This window comes from Ruegeria sp. BE9, assembly GCF_056538765.1.
Map to the genome: position 1 here is coordinate 1 of NZ_JBQFTS010000004.1, position 16,838 is coordinate 16,838.

General features: G+C 55.7%; 20 protein-coding genes. 16 read left to right on the forward strand and 4 right to left on the reverse strand.

Annotation, left to right across the window (positions count from 1 at the left end):
- Both ACR0EO_RS12730 and ACR0EO_RS12735 read left to right on the forward strand, forming a co-directional pair.
- On the forward strand, positions 1-113 hold a 113-nt coding region (locus ACR0EO_RS12730), incomplete at its 5' end, for an EF-Tu C-terminal domain-related protein (protein ID WP_480428719.1).
- A gap of 124 nt (positions 114-237) precedes the next feature.
- Complete coding sequence (locus tag ACR0EO_RS12735; protein WP_480690450.1) at positions 238-2,079, forward strand: amidohydrolase; 1,842 nt, start codon at positions 238-240, stop codon at positions 2,077-2,079.
- A gap of 12 nt (positions 2,080-2,091) precedes the next feature.
- Here ACR0EO_RS12735 and ACR0EO_RS12740 read toward each other — a convergent pair whose 3' ends face one another.
- Positions 2,092-2,310 carry a hypothetical protein gene (locus ACR0EO_RS12740; protein ID WP_480690452.1) on the reverse strand — a complete coding sequence of 73 codons (219 nt, stop codon included), beginning with the start codon at positions 2,308-2,310 and terminating at the stop codon, positions 2,092-2,094.
- A 303-nt stretch (positions 2,311-2,613) separates the two neighbouring features.
- Between ACR0EO_RS12740 and ACR0EO_RS12745 the strand changes: the two genes are divergently transcribed.
- On the forward strand, positions 2,614-3,915 hold the full coding sequence (locus tag ACR0EO_RS12745; RefSeq protein WP_480690454.1) for a tetratricopeptide repeat protein: 1,302 nt from the start codon (positions 2,614-2,616) through the stop codon (positions 3,913-3,915).
- A 60-nt stretch (positions 3,916-3,975) separates the two neighbouring features.
- Here the strand turns inward: ACR0EO_RS12745 and rpe are convergent, their stop codons facing one another.
- Positions 3,976-4,665 (reverse strand): ribulose-phosphate 3-epimerase, encoded by a 690-nt coding sequence (rpe, locus tag ACR0EO_RS12750; RefSeq protein WP_480690456.1) that lies wholly within the window; start codon positions 4,663-4,665, stop codon positions 3,976-3,978.
- Positions 4,666-4,841: 176 nt separating this feature from the next.
- Between rpe and phnC the strand changes: the two genes are divergently transcribed.
- The 5 genes from phnC (at position 4,842) to ACR0EO_RS12775 (ending at position 9,571) form a co-directional block, all read left to right on the forward strand.
- On the forward strand, positions 4,842-5,663 hold the full coding sequence (phnC, locus tag ACR0EO_RS12755) for a phosphonate ABC transporter ATP-binding protein (RefSeq protein ID WP_480690457.1): 822 nt from the start codon (positions 4,842-4,844) through the stop codon (positions 5,661-5,663).
- Between the two features lie 64 nt (positions 5,664-5,727).
- Positions 5,728-6,630, forward strand: a complete 903-nt coding sequence (phnD, locus tag ACR0EO_RS12760) for a phosphonate ABC transporter substrate-binding protein (protein ID WP_480690459.1) — start codon at positions 5,728-5,730, stop codon at positions 6,628-6,630.
- Between the two features lie 67 nt (positions 6,631-6,697).
- Positions 6,698-7,579 (forward strand): phosphonate ABC transporter, permease protein PhnE, encoded by an 882-nt coding sequence (gene phnE, locus ACR0EO_RS12765; protein WP_480690461.1) that lies wholly within the window; start codon positions 6,698-6,700, stop codon positions 7,577-7,579.
- The gene (gene phnE / locus ACR0EO_RS12770) at positions 7,576-8,931 is read left to right on the forward strand and encodes a phosphonate ABC transporter, permease protein PhnE (protein ID WP_480690463.1); all 1,356 of its coding nucleotides are present in this window, start codon (positions 7,576-7,578) and stop codon (positions 8,929-8,931) included. The genes phnE (ACR0EO_RS12765) and phnE (ACR0EO_RS12770) overlap by 4 nt, the downstream gene beginning before the upstream one ends.
- Before the next feature lie 25 nt (positions 8,932-8,956).
- Positions 8,957-9,571 carry an LbetaH domain-containing protein gene (locus ACR0EO_RS12775; protein WP_480690465.1) on the forward strand — a complete coding sequence of 205 codons (615 nt, stop codon included), beginning with the start codon at positions 8,957-8,959 and terminating at the stop codon, positions 9,569-9,571.
- Positions 9,572-9,642: 71 nt separating this feature from the next.
- Here ACR0EO_RS12775 and phnF read toward each other — a convergent pair whose 3' ends face one another.
- Positions 9,643-10,353: a phosphonate metabolism transcriptional regulator PhnF gene (phnF, locus tag ACR0EO_RS12780; RefSeq protein WP_480690467.1), complete on the reverse strand. Its 711-nt coding sequence runs from the start codon at positions 10,351-10,353 to the stop codon at positions 9,643-9,645.
- Between the two features lie 102 nt (positions 10,354-10,455).
- On the opposite strand from phnF, the gene phnG reads away from it, so the two are divergent.
- From phnG to ACR0EO_RS12820, 8 genes are all read left to right on the forward strand, one after another.
- Entirely contained in the window at positions 10,456-10,914 is a 459-nt protein-coding gene (phnG, locus tag ACR0EO_RS12785; protein WP_480690469.1) for a phosphonate C-P lyase system protein PhnG, read from the forward strand.
- Positions 10,914-11,489, forward strand: coding sequence for a phosphonate C-P lyase system protein PhnH (phnH, locus tag ACR0EO_RS12790; RefSeq protein WP_480690471.1), 576 nt, complete (start codon positions 10,914-10,916; stop codon positions 11,487-11,489). Before phnG ends, phnH begins: the two co-directional genes overlap by 1 nt.
- Positions 11,490-11,492: 3 nt before the next feature.
- On the forward strand, positions 11,493-12,584 hold the full coding sequence (locus tag ACR0EO_RS12795) for a carbon-phosphorus lyase complex subunit (RefSeq protein ID WP_480690473.1): 1,092 nt from the start codon (positions 11,493-11,495) through the stop codon (positions 12,582-12,584).
- 261 nt (positions 12,585-12,845) lie between these two features.
- Positions 12,846-13,706 carry an alpha-D-ribose 1-methylphosphonate 5-phosphate C-P-lyase PhnJ gene (locus tag ACR0EO_RS12800; RefSeq protein WP_480690475.1) on the forward strand — a complete coding sequence of 287 codons (861 nt, stop codon included), beginning with the start codon at positions 12,846-12,848 and terminating at the stop codon, positions 13,704-13,706.
- Positions 13,703-14,107: a VOC family protein gene (locus ACR0EO_RS12805; RefSeq protein WP_480690477.1), complete on the forward strand. Its 405-nt coding sequence runs from the start codon at positions 13,703-13,705 to the stop codon at positions 14,105-14,107. Before ACR0EO_RS12800 ends, ACR0EO_RS12805 begins: the two co-directional genes overlap by 4 nt.
- Positions 14,108-14,112: 5 nt before the next feature.
- Positions 14,113-14,883 (forward strand): phosphonate C-P lyase system protein PhnK, encoded by a 771-nt coding sequence (gene phnK, locus ACR0EO_RS12810; RefSeq protein ID WP_480690479.1) that lies wholly within the window; start codon positions 14,113-14,115, stop codon positions 14,881-14,883.
- An 11-nt stretch (positions 14,884-14,894) separates the two neighbouring features.
- Complete coding sequence (gene phnL / locus ACR0EO_RS12815; protein ID WP_480690481.1) at positions 14,895-15,578, forward strand: phosphonate C-P lyase system protein PhnL; 684 nt, start codon at positions 14,895-14,897, stop codon at positions 15,576-15,578.
- Positions 15,575-16,123, forward strand: a complete 549-nt coding sequence (locus ACR0EO_RS12820; protein ID WP_480690483.1) for a phosphonate metabolism protein/1,5-bisphosphokinase (PRPP-forming) PhnN — start codon at positions 15,575-15,577, stop codon at positions 16,121-16,123. Before phnL ends, ACR0EO_RS12820 begins: the two co-directional genes overlap by 4 nt.
- On the opposite strand, the gene ACR0EO_RS12825 is transcribed toward ACR0EO_RS12820, so the two are convergent.
- The gene (locus ACR0EO_RS12825) at positions 16,105-16,788 is read right to left on the reverse strand and encodes a DUF1045 domain-containing protein (protein ID WP_480690485.1); all 684 of its coding nucleotides are present in this window, start codon (positions 16,786-16,788) and stop codon (positions 16,105-16,107) included. The two genes, ACR0EO_RS12820 and ACR0EO_RS12825, sit on opposite strands and share 19 nt — an antisense overlap.
- Positions 16,789-16,838: the final 50 nt, after the last annotated feature.

Below are 16,838 nucleotides of genomic sequence, written 5' to 3' on the forward strand. Positions count from 1 at the left end.
CGTTCGGCGTTGAGCTGATCGCGCCTATCGCGATGGAAAACGGTCTGCGCTTCGCGATCCGCGAAGGTGGCCGCACCGTCGGCGCCGGCGTCGTCTCGAAAATCATCGAGTAATTCGCTCTAGCGAATAGCCAAACGGAAAGGGCGTCCTTCGGGGCGCCCTTTTTGCTTTCTACCAAAGTGAGAATTGGTGTTACCTTCTGCGCATAAAATTTTTTATCAAAGCAGAGGTCACCAGATGCGATTTTTGAAGCTACCATTTTGGATTGCCGTTCTTTTGACTGGGTCCGCGACCATGGCGACCTCGCAACAAATTGCGGACAGTATATATTCCGGTGGTCCGATCCTGACGATCAATGACGACCAGCCAACCGCCGAGGCAGTAGCTGTTAAGGATGGGCGCATAATCGCAATTGGCGCGCAAGCTGACCTAAAAGAACTTCAGGGTGAAGAGACCAAGCTTTTCGACCTTGATGGACGAGCGATGCTGCCGGGCTTCGTCGATAGTCACGGGCATGTTGTTTTGGGCGGACTTCAAGCACTTTCGGCGAACATGCTTGCTCCGCCTGATGGCGACGTCACCGATATCGCAAGCCTTCAGTCCACTCTGAAAACTTGGGCCGACGAAAACGCTGACGCCGTTGACAAAACTCAGATGATCATTGGGTTTGGTTATGACAACGCGCAGCTAAAGGAACTGCGCCATCCGACACGGCAGGATTTGGATGAGGTCTCAACGGAAATACCGGTGCTGATTATCCACCAGTCGGGGCATTTGGGAGTTGCGAACTCGAAAGCTCTGGAAATTGCCGGGATAACGGCAGCATCTGAGGCACCTCCGGGTGGTGTTATCCAGCGCGATGAAAATGGTGAGCCGAACGGTGTGCTTGAGGAATATGCCTTCTTTGCCGTTTTAGTGCCCTTGTTAGGAAATCTTGGAGAGGAGGGGCTAACCTCCTTTGCACGCGCGGGCACTGAACTTTGGGCCAAGTACGGATACACGACCGGCCAGGAAGGACGATCTTCTGGTGAACTTGTTGGGGCGCTAAGAAAGGTAGCAGCGGAAGAGGGCTTGCCGATTGATGTCGTAGCCTTTCCGGATGTGCTGGAATCGCAGGATTTCATCAAGGCCAACGTATCCCCAAGTTACGAAAACCGTGTTCGCGTGGGCGGGTGTAAGTTAACGATCGACGGCTCACCTCAGGGGTTCACCGCACTGCGAGACCGTCCTTACTTCGACCCTGTCGGCAATTACCCTGCTGGGTACGCCGGCTATTCCGCGATCACGATGGAACAGCTGCAGGACGCCGTAAATTGGTGCTACGAGAACGGGTTCCAAATTCTTGTCCATTCGAACGGAGAAGGGGCGTCTGACATGCTGATCGCTGCTTTGGAAGTGGCGCAGATGAAATACGGCGATCCCGGTAACCGTCCGGTTCTGATCCACGGACAGTTCCTGAGGGAAGATCAGGTCGCAAGTTTCAAGCGGTTGGGTGTGTTCCCTTCAATCTTTCCAATGCACACCTTCTATTGGGGTGATTGGCACCGCGATCACACAGTTGGCCCGGTGAACGCTGAAAACATCTCTCCGTCCGGGTGGCTTAGGCAAAGAGACATGATGTTTGGAACGCACCACGACGCCCCGGTCGCTCTGCCAGACAGTATGCGTGTGTTGGCGGCTACGGTGACGCGCAGGACTCGTTCCGGAGATATTCTTGGACCTCATCAGCGAGTTGACGTGATGACGGCGCTCAAGGCCATGACTTTGTGGCCCGCTTGGCAGCATTTCGAGGAAGATGAAAAAGGATCCATCGAAGTCGGTAAAGTTGCCGATTTCGTAATCCTGTCCGGAGATCCGACGGAGGTTGATCCCGAAAGCCTTGCGAATCTGCAGGTACTGGTCACGGTAAAGGGCGATCAGGTCGTTTACCAAGCTGAAGAGGGTGTGAAAGAAGGCAACCTGCGTCAGTCCCCCTTCCTCAACGATCCGGTACTTGCGCACACATTCCTGCACGCGCTTTACCAGGGCATGAAGGTCGAACAGCCCTGGTTGTCGAACGGTTCAATTCGTGTCGAGTGAATTGAGAACGTTTTAGATTACTTCGGCCATAACAAGGCGAATGATGTCTGCGCGCTCAATCCCACGGGTGCGCAGATCTTCGTCTGACATGGCCCAATAGGTTTGAATTCTGCGGTTTGCCTCACGGCCCCGCTTCAGTTCTTGCATGGCGCTTCGAACGCTCTGTGCAATCAGAGAGGCAAACGAGGACAAGCTGAAAGGGGCAGGTGCGTGCGCGGAAGTCTTAGCCATTTTGGGCGTCTCTGGTCTATGAGAAGATGCCGAGGTTCTAATAGCCGGCCATCTTACCCGCTAGCCCAATTTCGACATAGCCGATGTGCAGTCGTTGCAAGGGATGTGGTCAGCTATCAAGCGAAATGAAATATTCCCAATTTCGCAACGCCTTAGAGACTTTGCTGTGCGCATATTCTCTGTGTTTGTGCCTTTTTATAAACTCAATTCCGAGTATCATTTTGCAAAAGCAGGTTGCCTTCAAAAAACATGTACACCCCTCCCTTCATAGTTAGCTGTATAATTGCCGGATGTGCTCTCTCGATGAGCGGCGACGCGAACGCGAAACCGCTTTTGACAGATTCGCAACGGACCTACGCATCGGCCTGTCTTGAGCAGCAGGAAACACCGCAAAGACGTATCGAAATCTGCCGGCTTGGTCTTGGTGGGTTGGGTGCGTCGAACAGGCAACGGATCGCGATGCTGAATCAGCTCGCTTGGGCCTACTACGATCTGAAAGAGATCGAGAAATCAGAAGATGCGTTCAAGGAAATCCTGTCATTGGACCCAAACGCCGAGTTGGGTCTGCGCGGACAAGCTTGGATTCATTACTATCGGGACGATTACGACGCGGCCGTCGAATTTTTCCGACAGGCCGTTTCACGAAAACCAACCGGCAGCAATATGGCGGGGTTGGCGGCGAGCGCGCATCGAGGCGGCATAATTGACGAGGTTGAGTTCGAAGAACGTATGCGCACGGCTCTTGCATTAGATCCGGAATACACTTGGGCAATGCGTGAACTTGCGTGGTTTCTGAATGAACAAGGGCGCTATGACGACGCGTTGGAGTTTTTCGGGTCGGCCATCGAACTTGATCCTTATGACTCTTACGCCCACTACGGAATGGCCTATGTCCTGTCAGAGGAAGACAGATGGGAAGAGGCCTTTGAACACATAACCCGCACACTGGATATGCAGCCAGACTTTGTTGCAGCGGTGTCGCGGCGATCCTTGATCCTATTGATGCTGGACCGTCCTAAGCAGGCCCTCAAGGACGCCGAGGCGGTAATTGATGCGAAACCGACCAGAGCAGATGGCTTTGTCCGCAAAGCGCGCGCGCTTTCTGATTTGGGAAGAAGGTCAGAGGCACACTCCGTATTGGAAGAAGCGGAGACACACATAGAGCAAACCAGTTATCTGTCGTACTGGCGTGCGAGGTTACTTGCCGACGACGAAGACTATGACGCCGCCTTGTTGCACATACGGCGGAGTGTTGCGCTGGAAGATGCCAATCATTTCGACCACCGCCTGCACGCAGAAATCGCACTTTGGCTCGGCAAAACTACCGAAGCGCGCGGGGCGATTAACTCGGCTTTGGACGAGGTGCCAGATGCACCTTACGTGATGTACACAGATGCTTTGATCTTGATGGAGGAAGGGCAATTCGGCCCATCAGAAGCAAGGTTCGATGCTGCTATTGAAGCGGGTCTATCGGATGAAAAGCTTAGCGACTATCTGTCTGCTTTGGTCGCTGAAGGACGGTTTATGCAGGCGATAAAAATGCGTGTCCGGTACAGCGATCGCGAGGCTGGGTCGCAAGACGGCGACGAGATGGAGTCTAACTAGCCCACCCAACGCCGCCTGCGATCTTTCTCGGTTAGAGCCCGAGGTCCGGCAAATTATGCCTTAGGCAACGCCTGACTGAGCAGCGGCGCGTACGGCCTTGATGTTCTCTCCGTACACGTCCGGGTTCTCAACTGAACCTCCTTTGAAAACGGCTGATCCAGCCACCAGCACGTCCGCTCCTGCCGCTGCGACCAGAGGGGCTGTTTGCGGATCAACTCCGCCGTCGATTTCGATATGAACTGGACGATCCCCGATCATCTGACGTAGCTTGCGCACCTTGCTGGTCATGTCGATGAATTTTTGGCCCCCGAACCCAGGGTTCACAGTCATGACGCAAACCAGATCAGTCAGATCGAGCAGATGTTCTACCGCCCCAGCCGGGGTGCCGGGGTTCAGCGCGACGCCCGCTTTCATCCCCGCCGCGCGGATGGCCTGCAGGGTGCGGTGGGTGTGCGGTCCGGCCTCGATATGGGCGGTCAGGATGTCGGCGCCCGCATCGGCATAGGCCTGAATATAAGGGTCAACCGGCGCGATCATCAGATGCACATCCATCACTGTTTTCACATGCGGGCGGAACGCTTTGACGGCGGGTGGGCCAAAGGTCAGGTTCGGAACGAAGTGGCCGTCCATTACGTCAACATGTACCCAGTCGGCGCCTTGGGCTTCGATTGCCTGAATCTCGGCGCCGAAATTGGCAAAGTCGGCTGACAGGATCGACGGGGCGATCTTGATGCTGCGGTCAAAGCTCATGCGTGGCCTCATAAGAATTGTGTGTCGGCCCTGCATATATCCACGTTGTTCGGCAATGGATAGGCCTCAGCTGTGCGCTGAGGGTCAAATTCGGCGTTTACAAAACTTTCACCCAATCGACACACAGCCGTTGAAGATCGCCTTTAGCTGACCGCCAACACTATTGGGGGTGGCACGTGCTGCGCATAGATAACCTGACGAAACGCTTCGGCAATAACGTGGCTGTAGACAAGGCCACGCTGGACGTCGACAAACCTTGCATGATCGGCATCATTGGTCGGTCTGGTGCAGGCAAATCCACCCTGTTGCGGATGGTAAACCGCCTGTCGGACGCCAGCGCAGGTCGAATTCTGTTCGAAGGTCGTGATGTCACCAGCCTGAAGGGGCGCGAAAAGCGCGCTTGGCAGGCTGACTGTGCGATGATCTTTCAGCAGTTCAACCTGGTGCCACGCATGGACGTCGTATCGAACGTGCTGCACGGGACGCTGAACCGCCATTCCACCCTGGCCACCATGTTCAACTTGTTCCCGATGGGAGAGATTCACCGGGCGATCGACATTCTGGACCGTTTGGGAATCGCAGAACATGCACCCAAGCGAGCCGAAGCTTTATCAGGGGGTCAGCAACAACGTGTCGCCATCGCGCGTGCGCTCATGCAGGATCCCAAGATCATCCTGGCGGATGAGCCCATCGCTTCTCTGGATCCAATGAATGCACAGGTTGTGATGCAGGCACTACGCCGCATCCACGAAGAAGACGGTCGTACCGTCATCGCCAACCTCCATACCTTGGACACAGCGCGCCGTTATTGTGATCGCGTCGTTGGCATGCGTGATGGTCGTATCGTCTTTGACGGTCTGCCTGAACAGCTGACCACTGGCGTCGCGCGTGAGATTTACGGTGCCGATGCCAGCTTCTCGGAGGAGGCGACCTCGACCGAGATCGAGACGCTGGACGCCACTCAGAAAGCTCTGATGGAAGCCGAAGCCACCATCTAAGCCAACTACCCCTTTCATCGACCGGCCCGATGAAAGGCCGGCGCATCAACCTGGAGAGAGACAGATGAAAAAACTGATCGTTGCCATTGCGGCGACCACTACACTGGCCGCACCTGCCATGGCCCAAGAAATCAGCGAGTTCCGCATCGGTATTATCGGTGGTGAGAATGCTCAGGACCGTTTGAACAACAACGAGTGCCTGCGTCAGTACACCGAAGACATGCTGGGTGTTGAAACTAAACTGTTCGCACCAGCCGACTATGACGGTGTGATCCAGGGTCTGCTGGGCGGCACCATCGACGTTGCCTGGTTGGGCGCATCTGGTTACGCAAAAACCTACCTGAGCGACCCCGAAGCGGTTGAGCCGGTCTTGGTCAAGGTGAATACTGACGGTGGCTACGGATACTATTCGGTAGGCTTCGCACGCAAAGACAGCGGCATCACCAAACTGGAAGACGTCAAAGGCAAAGCGTTTGGTTTTGGCGACCCGAATTCGACTTCGGGTTATCTGATCCCTTCGATCGAAATTCCTGCGGCGACTGGCGCGACAATGGAGTCGGGTGACTACTTTGGCGAAGTAAAGTTCACTGGCGGCCACGAGCAGACCATCGTTGCCGTCAACAACGGTGACATCGACGCCGGTGTGACCTGGGCCGACGGCTTGGGTGAGTGGGAAGACGGTTACCAATCAGGCGCGCTGCGTCGTGCAGTGGATGCTGGTCTTGTTGACATGAACGATCTGGTGGAAATCTGGCGTTCCAAGCCGATCCCGGAAGGCCCGGTTGTGGTACGTAAGGCTCTGCCCGAAGACGTCAAAGCCAAAGTGACCGAACTGTGGGACACGCTGAGCGAGAAAGACCGCGATTGCTTTTATGGCGTGGCTGCCGGCGAAGCCAAAAGCTTTGATCCGATCTCGCATGACGCCTACGAGATCATCGTCGAAGCACGCAAGCTGAAGTCCAACTAAACTTGCACTTTTCAAGATCGGGGGCCGGTAACTTTCCGGGCCCCGTTTTTCCACTCAGGAGCATTCCATGACAGACCTGACGGCAGGGTCCCTTAGCGTCGACCAAATCCGGGCCGACTATACCGAGATGACGCGGCGCAAGCGGGTCTATGGTGGTATTCTTCTGATTTTGTTCGTGGCCTTGATGGCGGCGGGGTTCCGTACCGCGGATGACCGCAATGCAGGCAGCTTTGCCGATGGATGGCACCGTATCTTCGACTACCCAGCCGAGGTCTTGTCTGAGGCTTGGGAAAAAATTGCCGAGATGCCAGCGAACCTCGTTGAGTTCTTCCCGGCATTGATCGAGACGCTGAACATCGCCGCGGCTTCGACTCTGATCGGCACGATCGCAGGCACGTTTCTGGCCTTGATGTCGACGCGGGGCATGGCCCTTTGGCCGGCGCTGATCCCGTTGTTCCGCCGCATCGCCGATATATGCCGCGCGATCCCCGAAATTGTAATCGCCCTAGTCCTGATCTTTGTTTTGGGTGGTGGTCCGGTGCCGGCGATGATTGCGATCGCCATTCATACCGCGGGCGCGCTTGGTAAGCTGTATTCAGAAGTGAATGAGAATGCATCACTGAAGCCTGTCGAGGGCTTGCAGTCTGTCGGCGCGAACTGGTCACAGCGGATGTATCTGGGTGTCATCCCACAAGTCGGACCGAACTATGTCAGCTATGCGCTCCTGCGGTTCGAGATTAACATTCGCGCTTCGGCCATTCTGGGTTTTGTTGGCGCAGGCGGTCTTGGCTATGAGTTGCGGAACTCGATGTCCTGGGGGCAGGGGCGTTACGACGAAGCGGCGGCCATTTTCGTTTTGCTCTTCGTTACAATCGTCGTTGTTGATCAGATCTCGAGCTATCTGCGCGACCGTCTGGCTCATGGATCTGAAAAAGGAGCCACGGCATGAGCACCTATTCAACCAATTTGACCACGGAAGCACTTAAATCCGAGGTGGAGCGGCTGTTTCAACGCAAACGGCTGGTGAACTTCAGTTTTCCTCTGCTGGTTCTGGTCTACCTTACCTACGTGTTCTTTGCCTTTGATGTGCCGGGTTTGGCAGCTCGGGCGAATTGGGAAAACGGCAAAACGTTGGTGTCGGACAGCTACAGCTACAAAACCCACATCGAACGTGACAATCGGACGGGTGAAATTTCTGCCGCAATCGAAGGTGAGCGTAAGGGGGCGTATCCCGAGGGGCAGGCTCCCGAATGGGTGGCCCTTGGCGAAACAACGGTCATTGATCTGGAAAATGGCCATGTCGTTCGTTTCGGTCCCGAAACGGTCGAGTACGATATTCCGGACTACGGAACCGTACGGGCGACGCCGTCACGCTCAGCCGGGGTGCAGGCGGAGTTGCCATCCGGTGATGTGCCAGAGTGGATAAGTGTTTCCAAGAACCGTTTGGCGATCACCACGGATGCGGGGCGCCTAACGGTTACCCGAAACCGGTCAGAGGTGTTTCGATATTTCAACGGATGGGAGCTGTTCTGGTTTACACTCGACAGCCCTTACTACGGAAAATCCTTCCCCCAGTTGGTTAGTCTGGCAGTAAAGGGTGAGACAGGCGCGATCCTAAACGACTTCTGGACCAACAAGATGTGGCGTCATCAGGATGTGGCATGGGCGATCTTTGAAACAATCCTGATGGCATTCCTGGGAACACTGGGTGCGGCTATGGTTGCCTTGCCGCTCGCGTTCCTGGCCACACGCAATTTCAATCCTGTGAGAACCTTGCGCTTTGCCACGCGTCGGGTGTTCGACTTTGTGCGTGGGGTGGATGCGCTGATCTGGACCGTTGTTCTGGCCCGTGCGTTCGGCCCGGGCCCGCTGACTGGCGCGTTGGCCATTCTGGTGACGGATACCGGAACTTTCGGCAAAATCTTTTCCGAAGCTCTTGAAAACGTTGATCAGAAGCAGATTGAAGGCGTGCAATCCACTGGCGCGAATGCTCCGCAACGCTATCGCTTTGGTGTTATTCCGCAAGTGACCCCGGTGTTGCTCAGCCAATTGCTGTACTTTCTTGAGTCCAATACGCGCAGTGCCACTGTCATAGGCGCGATTACCGGCGGCGGGATTGGTCTTTTGCTGACACAGGCCATCATCACTCAGAAGGACTGGGAAGAGGTGGCGTATTACATTGTTCTGATCATTCTGATGGTGATGGTTATGGACTGGTTCTCGGGCTGGTTGCGCCGCCGTCTCATTCAAGGTGAAACAACGTCAAAACGGAAAAAGGCCAAGCCTGCCAAGACGGTTTGATCTAATCGGCGATTAAGGATCACTCATGGCACGCCTCCGTTCGGACCAACCTTTCATTCATTCTGAGTGTGTGATTACTAACTGCAGTTTCGGTGAGTTTGTCGAAGTTGGTGCGGGCACGCGCTTGGCGAATTCAGTTGTTGGAGACTATTCCTATTGCGACCGCACCTGCGATATCGCCAATGCTGAGATCGGGAAATTCGCAAATATCGCCAGCTTTACGCGGATCGGAGCGACCGACCATCCGATGGAGAAGGCGTCACTGCACCATTTCCTTTATCGTTCGGCAGACTACTGGGATGATGCTGAGCACGATGCCGAGTGGTTCGAGCATCGTGCTAGCCGGGTCACAAGAATTGGGCACGACACATGGATTGGCCACGCTGCAATTATCAAGCCCGAAGTGACGATCGGGCATGGTGCGGTCGTGGCTTCAGGCGCGATCGTGACCAAGAGTGTTCCGCCTTACACAATCGTTGGCGGTGTCACTGCTGAGGCAATTCGCCCCCGTTATCCTGATGGCATAGCCGAACGTATGATGGCGCTGGCGTGGTGGGATTGGGATCATGCCCGCCTGCGGGCCTCGTTGCCAGATTTTCGTGTTCTGAGTGCCGAGGCGTTTCTCGAGAAATACGAATAACGTAAACTCTCACGCCCAACGGGATGAAGCCTCCGAAAGGAGAACGAAGACGAGCGGGAGAAGCTCCGTATCTAATCCTCGTTCAAAGTGAGAGTGACGCGTTCGCCAGCAAAAGCGGTTCGCCCGTATTCGACGGGAACACCGAGTGTGTCGACATTGACACCTAATGAAAACAGAACGGGGGCACCTTCATTCAATTGGAGGTGCAGGGCTTGGGTTGCTGTCGCCGCGCGCGCCGTCAATCGGGTTGAAATGCGGGTGTAATCTTCGACGCCACACTGCTTCAATGCTTTGGTGACCGATTGCGTTTCCGTGAGCGCTTTGAGGATGTCAGGCAGGCGCTCTGCTGGGAAGATGCTTTGAAAAAGGGCGATTGGCTGCCCGTCGGCCAATGACAGGCCGTCATAAACATGAACTGCGTCGCCAGGAGCGAGCTGAAGGGCTTCTGCTTCGGTGTCATCGGCAAGGCGTGTGGTCAGCGACAGAATCTTTTTACCCGGCATCTTGCCGCTGGCTGAAATGCTTTTGTGATATCTGACGCGTTTACCTATCGGGTAATCGGTTGGCCTTGCGGCCACAAATACACCTGCACCGCGGCGAGGATGCACCAGACCTTGTTCGGCCATGTCAGACAGAGCACGTCGCACCGTGTGTCGGTTAACCCCGTGCTGCGCTGCAAGCTGCGCTTCGGTCGGTAACCTGTCGCCGGTCGTGTACCGCCCCTCGGCGATGTCGGTGGTCAGGCTTAGCGCGATGCTTTTCCATACTGGCGTTTTGCTCATGTCACTAAACTTTCACAGTGTGCGCATTGCGAGGCGGCGTGTTGGGGTGTAATATTTGTCTAGTTGTATAGTTCATGTAGACAACCCCGCCAAGAGGCTTTGATGTCAGAATGCACAGATACCGCACGGTTCGCGCGGCAGAAATGGATGGGTCTTCTTGCCCGAGCGCCAGAGCAGGCTTTGATGAGTTTGTGGGAAGATTTCGCAGCCCAGCCTGACTTTGAGTGGCTTCGACGCCCAGAAGTCGGGGGCGTCATGGTGAGGGGCCGTACGGGCGCGACTGGCGCGCCATTTAACCTTGGTGAAATGACGGTTACCCGTTGTTCTGTCGAGTTGCGGGACGGGACAGTCGGGCACGGCTATGTACAGGGCCGGTCCAAAGCCAAAGCCGAAGTTGCCGCGCTGATAGACGCCCTGTTGCAGACCGATGCTGCAAAGGATCTGAGGGCTCGTATCGTCGAACCTCTCACACGGGAAATGCAGGAAGCAAAGGCGGCACGGGCCGGAAAAGCAGCTGCAACGAAAGTCGACTTTTTCACCATGGTGCGGGGAGAAGATTGATGGGTGCTCAAATACAATTCTCTGGCGGGCTTCAAAACGCTCCGATCGACGCCGCCCATGCGTTTCGCGCAGCAATGACCGTTATGGCGCGTCCAGGGCAGGTACGGAAACTTACGGGAGCGCAACCGCCTGATCCTCTTTCTGTTGCGGCTGGTACCCTGTTGTTGACCTTGTGTGATCCTGAAACCAAGGTTCATCTGGCGGGCGCTTTAGACACAGCCGGAGTGCGGCAGTGGCTAACCTTTCACACCGGCGCACCGATCTCAAACGCTGAGGAATCCGACTTTGCCGTAGGTACATGGCAGGCGCTGTCGCCGTTAAACAGATATCGCATAGGAGCTGCCGAGTATCCTGATCGTTCGGCGACCCTGATCGTTGAGTGCGATGAGTTGAAACAGTCAGGCCCGCGGCTGTCGGGGCCAGGCATCAAGCACACCTCACGTCTGTCTTTGCCAGATGTGGCTGCGCTTCGGGCCAATGCGGCGCTTTACCCATTGGGCTGTGACTTCTTCTTCACTTGTGGGGGAACGGTCGCGGCCTTGCCCCGCAGCACACAGATCAAAGCGGAGGCTTGAGCCATGTATGTTGCTGTCAAAGGTGGTGAGAAAGCCATTGAAAACGCTCATGCCTGGATGGCTGAGGAACGTCGCGGAGCGACCGATGTCGGTGAATTGAGTGTGGCCCAAATCCGGGAGCAACTCAGCTTGGCGGTGAACAGGGTGATGGCCGAAGGGTCGTTGTTTGATCCTGATCTTGCTGCGCTGGCGATAAAGCAAGCGCGTGGGGACTTGATCGAGGCGATTTTTCTAATCCGCGCCTACCGAACGACTCTGCCTCGTTTCGGCTATTCCAACCCGTTGGACACGGGACAGATGACTTGTGATCGACGAATATCGGCTACGTTCAAGGATGCGCCCGGGGGGCAGGTGCTGGGCCCAACGTTCGACTATACGCACCGCTTGCTGGATTTCAAATTGGCGGCGGAAGGCGAATTAACAACAGCTCCCGTGGCACCACCGCGTGAAGAACCAACACCTCACATTACGGAGTTCCTGAAGGGTGAGGACATTATTCAGGACGAACCCTTCAGCGACGAAACCCCGGGCGACCTGACACGCGAGCCGATGGAGTTTCCCGCTGGCCGACCGCTGCGCCTTCAATCGCTGACACGCGGTGATGAGGGGTTTGTGCTGGGCATGGCTTACTCAACCCAGCGGGGTTATGCCCGCAACCACGCCTTTGTTGGGGAATTGCGGATCGGTAAAGTGGCGGTAGAGATGGATGTTCCCGAACTCGGCTTTGCTATCGACATCGGCGAAATCGAGGTGACGGAATGCGAAACCGTCAACCAGTTCAAGGGTTCGAAAACCGAGCCGCCTCAGTTCACGCGGGGATATGGGTTGGTCTTTGGCCAATCAGAACGCAAGTCCATCGCAATGGCCCTTGTTGACCGCGCTTTACGTTGGCAGGAACTGGGTGAAGACAACCTTGGTGCACCTGCTCAGGATGAAGAATTTGTCCTAAGCCACGCGGACAATATTCAGGCGACAGGGTTCTTAGAGCACATTAAATTGCCGCATTACGTGGACTTCCAATCCGAGCTGGAGCTTGTTCGCAAACTGCGACGAGAAGCTGAAGAGCGGGTAACACCAAAGGAGGCTGCGGAATGAACCAGGCTCCCTCAATGAATCCCTTTGTTTCCATAAGCGAATTTCTGCCTATCAATATCTCGAATTGTGGATTCTCTGGAAACAGAATCGCAGTGCGACAAGTCAATTGCTCTCCATTGATCCGACGTGTCACGTCGCATCGCACGGCGTCGCCTTCGATCCTGACTGCGATGCCAAAGCACATAAATAAAAAGAATAACGAAGAACGAACAACTCAGGAAAACGTCCACAACAACACCATAAAAACAAAGCGGTAATCAAATGAATGAGTATAATTTCGCATATTTGGACGAACAAACCAAGCGTATGATCCGAAGGGCGATCCTCAAGGGGTTAGCAGTTCCTGGATATCAGGTGCCGTTCGCGAGCCGCGAGATGCCGATGCCATATGGTTGGGGTACAGGGGGCGTTCAGGTTTCCGCGGCGGCTTTGACACCCGATGACACGTTCAAGGTGATCGATCAGGGCGCGGATGATACGACCAATGCTGTCTCGATCCGAAAGTTCTTTGAAAACACCGCCGGAGTGGCGACGACCGAGAAAACCGAAGAGGCAACGGTCATACAAACGCGCCACCGCATTCCCGAGGCAAAGCTGACCGAGGATCAGATCCTTGTCTATCAGGTGCCGATCCCGGAACCTCTGCGTTTCCTCGAGCCGCGAGAAACCGAGACCCGCAAGATGCACAGTCTTGAGGAATACGGGCTGATGCATGTGAAGCTTTACGAGGATATCAGCCAGCATGGGGCGATCTCGACCTCTTACGCTTATCCGGTGAAAGTCTCGGACCGCTATGTGATGGATCCTTCTCCCATCCCGAAGTTTGACAACCCCAAGCTTGAAATGGATGCAATCCAGCTGTTTGGGGCTGGCCGCGAGCAACGCATTTACGCTGTTCCTCCGCACACCAAAGTCGTCAGTCTGGATTTTGAAGATTATCCGTTTGAGGCCACGAAGGCCAACCATCCGTGCGACTTATGTGGTGCTGAGGACAGCTATTTGGACGAGGTGATCATGGATGACGCTGGTAACCGGATGTTTGTCTGTTCCGACACCGATTACTGTCGGTCCCGCCGCGAGCAGGGTCACGAAGGACGCTTAAGCAAGGAGGACGCGGCATGATGCGCGAGAACGTACTGGGTATCGATCATCTAGGTCTGACAGTATCAGACCTAGAGGCCACCAAAGGGTTCTTTGTCGGTGCTTTGGGTTGGGACGTTGTTGGCGGCAAGCCGGAATACCCGTCTGCCTTTATCAGCAATGGCGCGGCTGTTTTGACCCTTTGGCAACAGAAAGGTGACAACCCGCGTGGGTTCGACCGCCATGCCAATGTGGGCCTGCACCACGTTGCTTTCAAAGTGCCTGATGAGGCAGCGCTTAATGCTGTTTTTGACGCGATCAAAGACTGGCCTGGGGTCGAGGTCGAGTTCGCTCCGGAAACGTCAGGCGCGGGCCCTAAAATCCACTTCATGATCCGAGAGCCTGGCGGCAACCGGATTGAATTTGCCTACGATCCGAGGTGACCGCTATGACACCCCTGCTGAGCGTTCAGGACATCAGGAAAACATATGGTGCGCGGATCGGGTGCACTGGTGTTAGTTTCGACCTTTATCCAGGTGAGGTAATGGGGATCGTCGGTGAAAGCGGTTCGGGCAAGTCGACTCTGTTGAATTGCCTCGCGGGGCATTTGGTACCTGATGAAGGGCGCGTTGTTTTTGATACACGCGCAGATGGCCCTGTTGACACGGTCACCATGTCGGAACCTGCACGAAGGATGCTTGGCCGAACCGACTGGGCCTTTGTTCATCAACACGCTCGCGATGGGCTGCGTATGTCGGTGAGTGCCGGCGGTAATATCGGTGAGCGTCTGATGGCGGTCGGCGATCGACACTACGGCGAAATCCGTAACCGGGCGATTGATTGGCTAGGGCGTGTCGAGATTGACGAGAGCCGCGTGGATGACCGCCCGACCGCTTTCTCGGGCGGGATGCAGCAACGCCTGCAAATAGCGCGCAATCTGGTGACGGGACCTCGGCTGGTGTTCATGGACGAGCCGACCGGAGGGCTGGATGTCTCGGTCCAAGCACGTTTGCTGGACCTGTTGCGCGGTTTGGTCCGTGAGATGGGGCTGAGTGCCATCATCGTCACCCATGATCTGGCAGTTGTTCGTCTATTGGCAGACCGGTTGATGGTTATGAAGGACGGGCATGTTGTTGAGGCTGGTCTGACCGACCAGGTGCTGGATGACCCGCAACACGGTTACACACAATTGCTTGTATCCAGTGTTCTGCAGGTTTGAGGATGAAGGCGATGATTGAGCTTAAGGACGTCTGCAAGAGCTTTACGCTGCACAATCAGGGCAGTGCAGTTATCCCAGTGATGGAGGGGGCCTCACTCAGGGTTGGACCGGGTGAATGTGTGGCGCTTACAGGGGCGTCAGGGGCGGGTAAGTCCACTCTGATGCGGGTGATCTACGGAAATTATTTGGCCGCCTCAGGGCAGGTTATGGTTGGTGGCTTGGATGTGGCTCAAGCTGAGCCGCGCGAGATTCTGGCGCTGCGACGGGAAACGTTGGGCTATGTCAGCCAATTTCTCCGGGTTGTGCCTCGTGTGCCAACGCTGGACGTCGTGGCAGAGCCGTTCCTGGCCATTGGGTGTAACAGGCAAGTGGCGCTGGACAAAGCCGCTGGCCTGCTGGCGCGGCTGAATATTCCCGAACGGCTCTGGTCGCTGAGTCCGACGACATTTTCTGGCGGCGAACAGCAACGGGTGAATATTGCTCGCGGGTTCGCGCATGACTATCCGGCGATGCTGCTTGATGAACCTACCGCGTCTTTAGATGTGCAAAATCGCGAAACAGTCCTGTCCTTGATCGAAGAGGCCAAGGCACGCGGTGCTGCAATTGTGGGGATTTTCCATGACGTTGGGGCGCGTGAGCGTGTCTGCGATCGTGAGATAAACGTATCGGACTTTACCCCCGGATTGGCCGCATGAAGATTGCACCGGTCATAGCAGTTGTCGGTCCTTCGGGCGTTGGCAAAGACAGCGTAATGGAAGCATTGGACGCGCGTGTTCCTGGTATTTGTCGGATGCGTCGGGTGATCACCCGTCCCGAAGGGGAAGACGGCGAAGACTTTGACCGGGTGTCAGAACAAACTTTTCACCAGATGACGGCCCAAGATGCCTTCGCACTCCACTGGTTCGCGCACGAATTATTTTATGGGGTACCTACTGAAATTGAAGATCTCAGGCTCAATGCAGATGCAGTGTTGGTAAACCTGTCCCGATCCGTATTGCTGCGGGCACAAGAGGTGTTTGGGGATCTGATTGTGATTTCTCTGACCGCCGATGCCGAGGTGCTTGCAAGACGCCTTTCGATGCGCGCCCGCGAACGCGCACCGGAACAGGCACGAAGGCTGGCGCGTGCAAGCAGCCCCTTACCGGAAGGGCTCAAACGGGTAATCGAAGTCGACAATTCCGGGTCTTTGGACGAAACACTCAACACCATCCTTTTGCAGCTTCAGCCGGAAAGGGCATAGCGATGGATCAAGTGAAACCTTCCGTCGCCTGCTTCTCCCACCAATGCCAGATCGCCGATGTAGAAAGGCGAAGGCAGCAAGGGTCCAAGTCGCGATTGCAGTTCTGCTTGGACCGTCGCCAAAGATGCCTTGTTCAGCTTGCTGCTGAGGGTGATATGAAAACGGAAGGCGTCCATGACGTAGGGATAACCCCATTGAACCAGATTGGCGTCCTGTTCCGCGCTCAGGCCTCCGGCACGCCGGCGTTCCAGCTCGGCCTCAGAAGCCGGGGCGCGAAAATCGTCCAGATCTCGCACACACGCGGCTGCAAGCGCGTTCAGACGGGCTTCACTGCCAAGCGGGCGCAGAGCGAGGAAGCGACCAAGCCGGGCAATTTCCAACCCGCCCAGTTTAACCTGCGGCTGAGACTTCGCGAGCTGTGTGCAAGCCTCCTTCAGTGCTTCTACAGACTGCCCTTCCCGCAGCCGGAAAGGCGGTTTTATCGTGGCGTGCAGGCCATATTTGCGTGGTACTTCCGTGACGGCCGCGACATCCACGCCGTCAATCACGGGATGCGTCACCTCTTGGCCAGACAACATGTCCCAGCCCAGCCATTGGGTTGCAAAATTGGTCCATTCAGCCCCGGCTGGGGGCGCGAAGTAAAGCGCGTATCGCGTGAATGTCACATTGGCCTCCTATGCGTGGCCTTACCAATAGCTCAGACCGTGTGAAGTTC

Bases quoted from the DNA above. Each gene is read 5' to 3' on its own strand.
- phnK (WP_480690479.1), top strand. From the start codon at position 14,113: ATGACACCCCTGCTGAGCGTTCAGGACATCAGGAAAACATATGGTGCG.
- phnE (WP_480690463.1), top strand. From the start codon at position 7,576: ATGAGCACCTATTCAACCAATTTGACCACGGAAGCACTTAAATCCGAG.
- phnD (WP_480690459.1), top strand. From the start codon at position 5,728: ATGAAAAAACTGATCGTTGCCATTGCGGCGACCACTACACTGGCCGCA.
- ACR0EO_RS12775 (WP_480690465.1), top strand. From the start codon at position 8,957: ATGGCACGCCTCCGTTCGGACCAACCTTTCATTCATTCTGAGTGTGTG.
- ACR0EO_RS12800 (WP_480690475.1), top strand. From the start codon at position 12,846: ATGAATGAGTATAATTTCGCATATTTGGACGAACAAACCAAGCGTATG.
- ACR0EO_RS12740 (WP_480690452.1), bottom strand. From the start codon at position 2,310: ATGGCTAAGACTTCCGCGCACGCACCTGCCCCTTTCAGCTTGTCCTCG.
- phnL (WP_480690481.1), top strand. From the start codon at position 14,895: ATGATTGAGCTTAAGGACGTCTGCAAGAGCTTTACGCTGCACAATCAG.
- ACR0EO_RS12805 (WP_480690477.1), top strand. From the start codon at position 13,703: ATGATGCGCGAGAACGTACTGGGTATCGATCATCTAGGTCTGACAGTA.
- phnF (WP_480690467.1), bottom strand. From the start codon at position 10,353: ATGAGCAAAACGCCAGTATGGAAAAGCATCGCGCTAAGCCTGACCACC.
- ACR0EO_RS12745 (WP_480690454.1), top strand. From the start codon at position 2,614: ATGAGCGGCGACGCGAACGCGAAACCGCTTTTGACAGATTCGCAACGG.
- rpe (WP_480690456.1), bottom strand. From the start codon at position 4,665: ATGAGCTTTGACCGCAGCATCAAGATCGCCCCGTCGATCCTGTCAGCC.
- ACR0EO_RS12795 (WP_480690473.1), top strand. From the start codon at position 11,493: ATGTATGTTGCTGTCAAAGGTGGTGAGAAAGCCATTGAAAACGCTCAT.
- ACR0EO_RS12735 (WP_480690450.1), top strand. From the start codon at position 238: ATGCGATTTTTGAAGCTACCATTTTGGATTGCCGTTCTTTTGACTGGG.
- phnG (WP_480690469.1), top strand. From the start codon at position 10,456: ATGTCAGAATGCACAGATACCGCACGGTTCGCGCGGCAGAAATGGATG.
- phnE (WP_480690461.1), top strand. From the start codon at position 6,698: ATGACAGACCTGACGGCAGGGTCCCTTAGCGTCGACCAAATCCGGGCC.
- phnH (WP_480690471.1), top strand. From the start codon at position 10,914: ATGGGTGCTCAAATACAATTCTCTGGCGGGCTTCAAAACGCTCCGATC.
- ACR0EO_RS12820 (WP_480690483.1), top strand. From the start codon at position 15,575: ATGAAGATTGCACCGGTCATAGCAGTTGTCGGTCCTTCGGGCGTTGGC.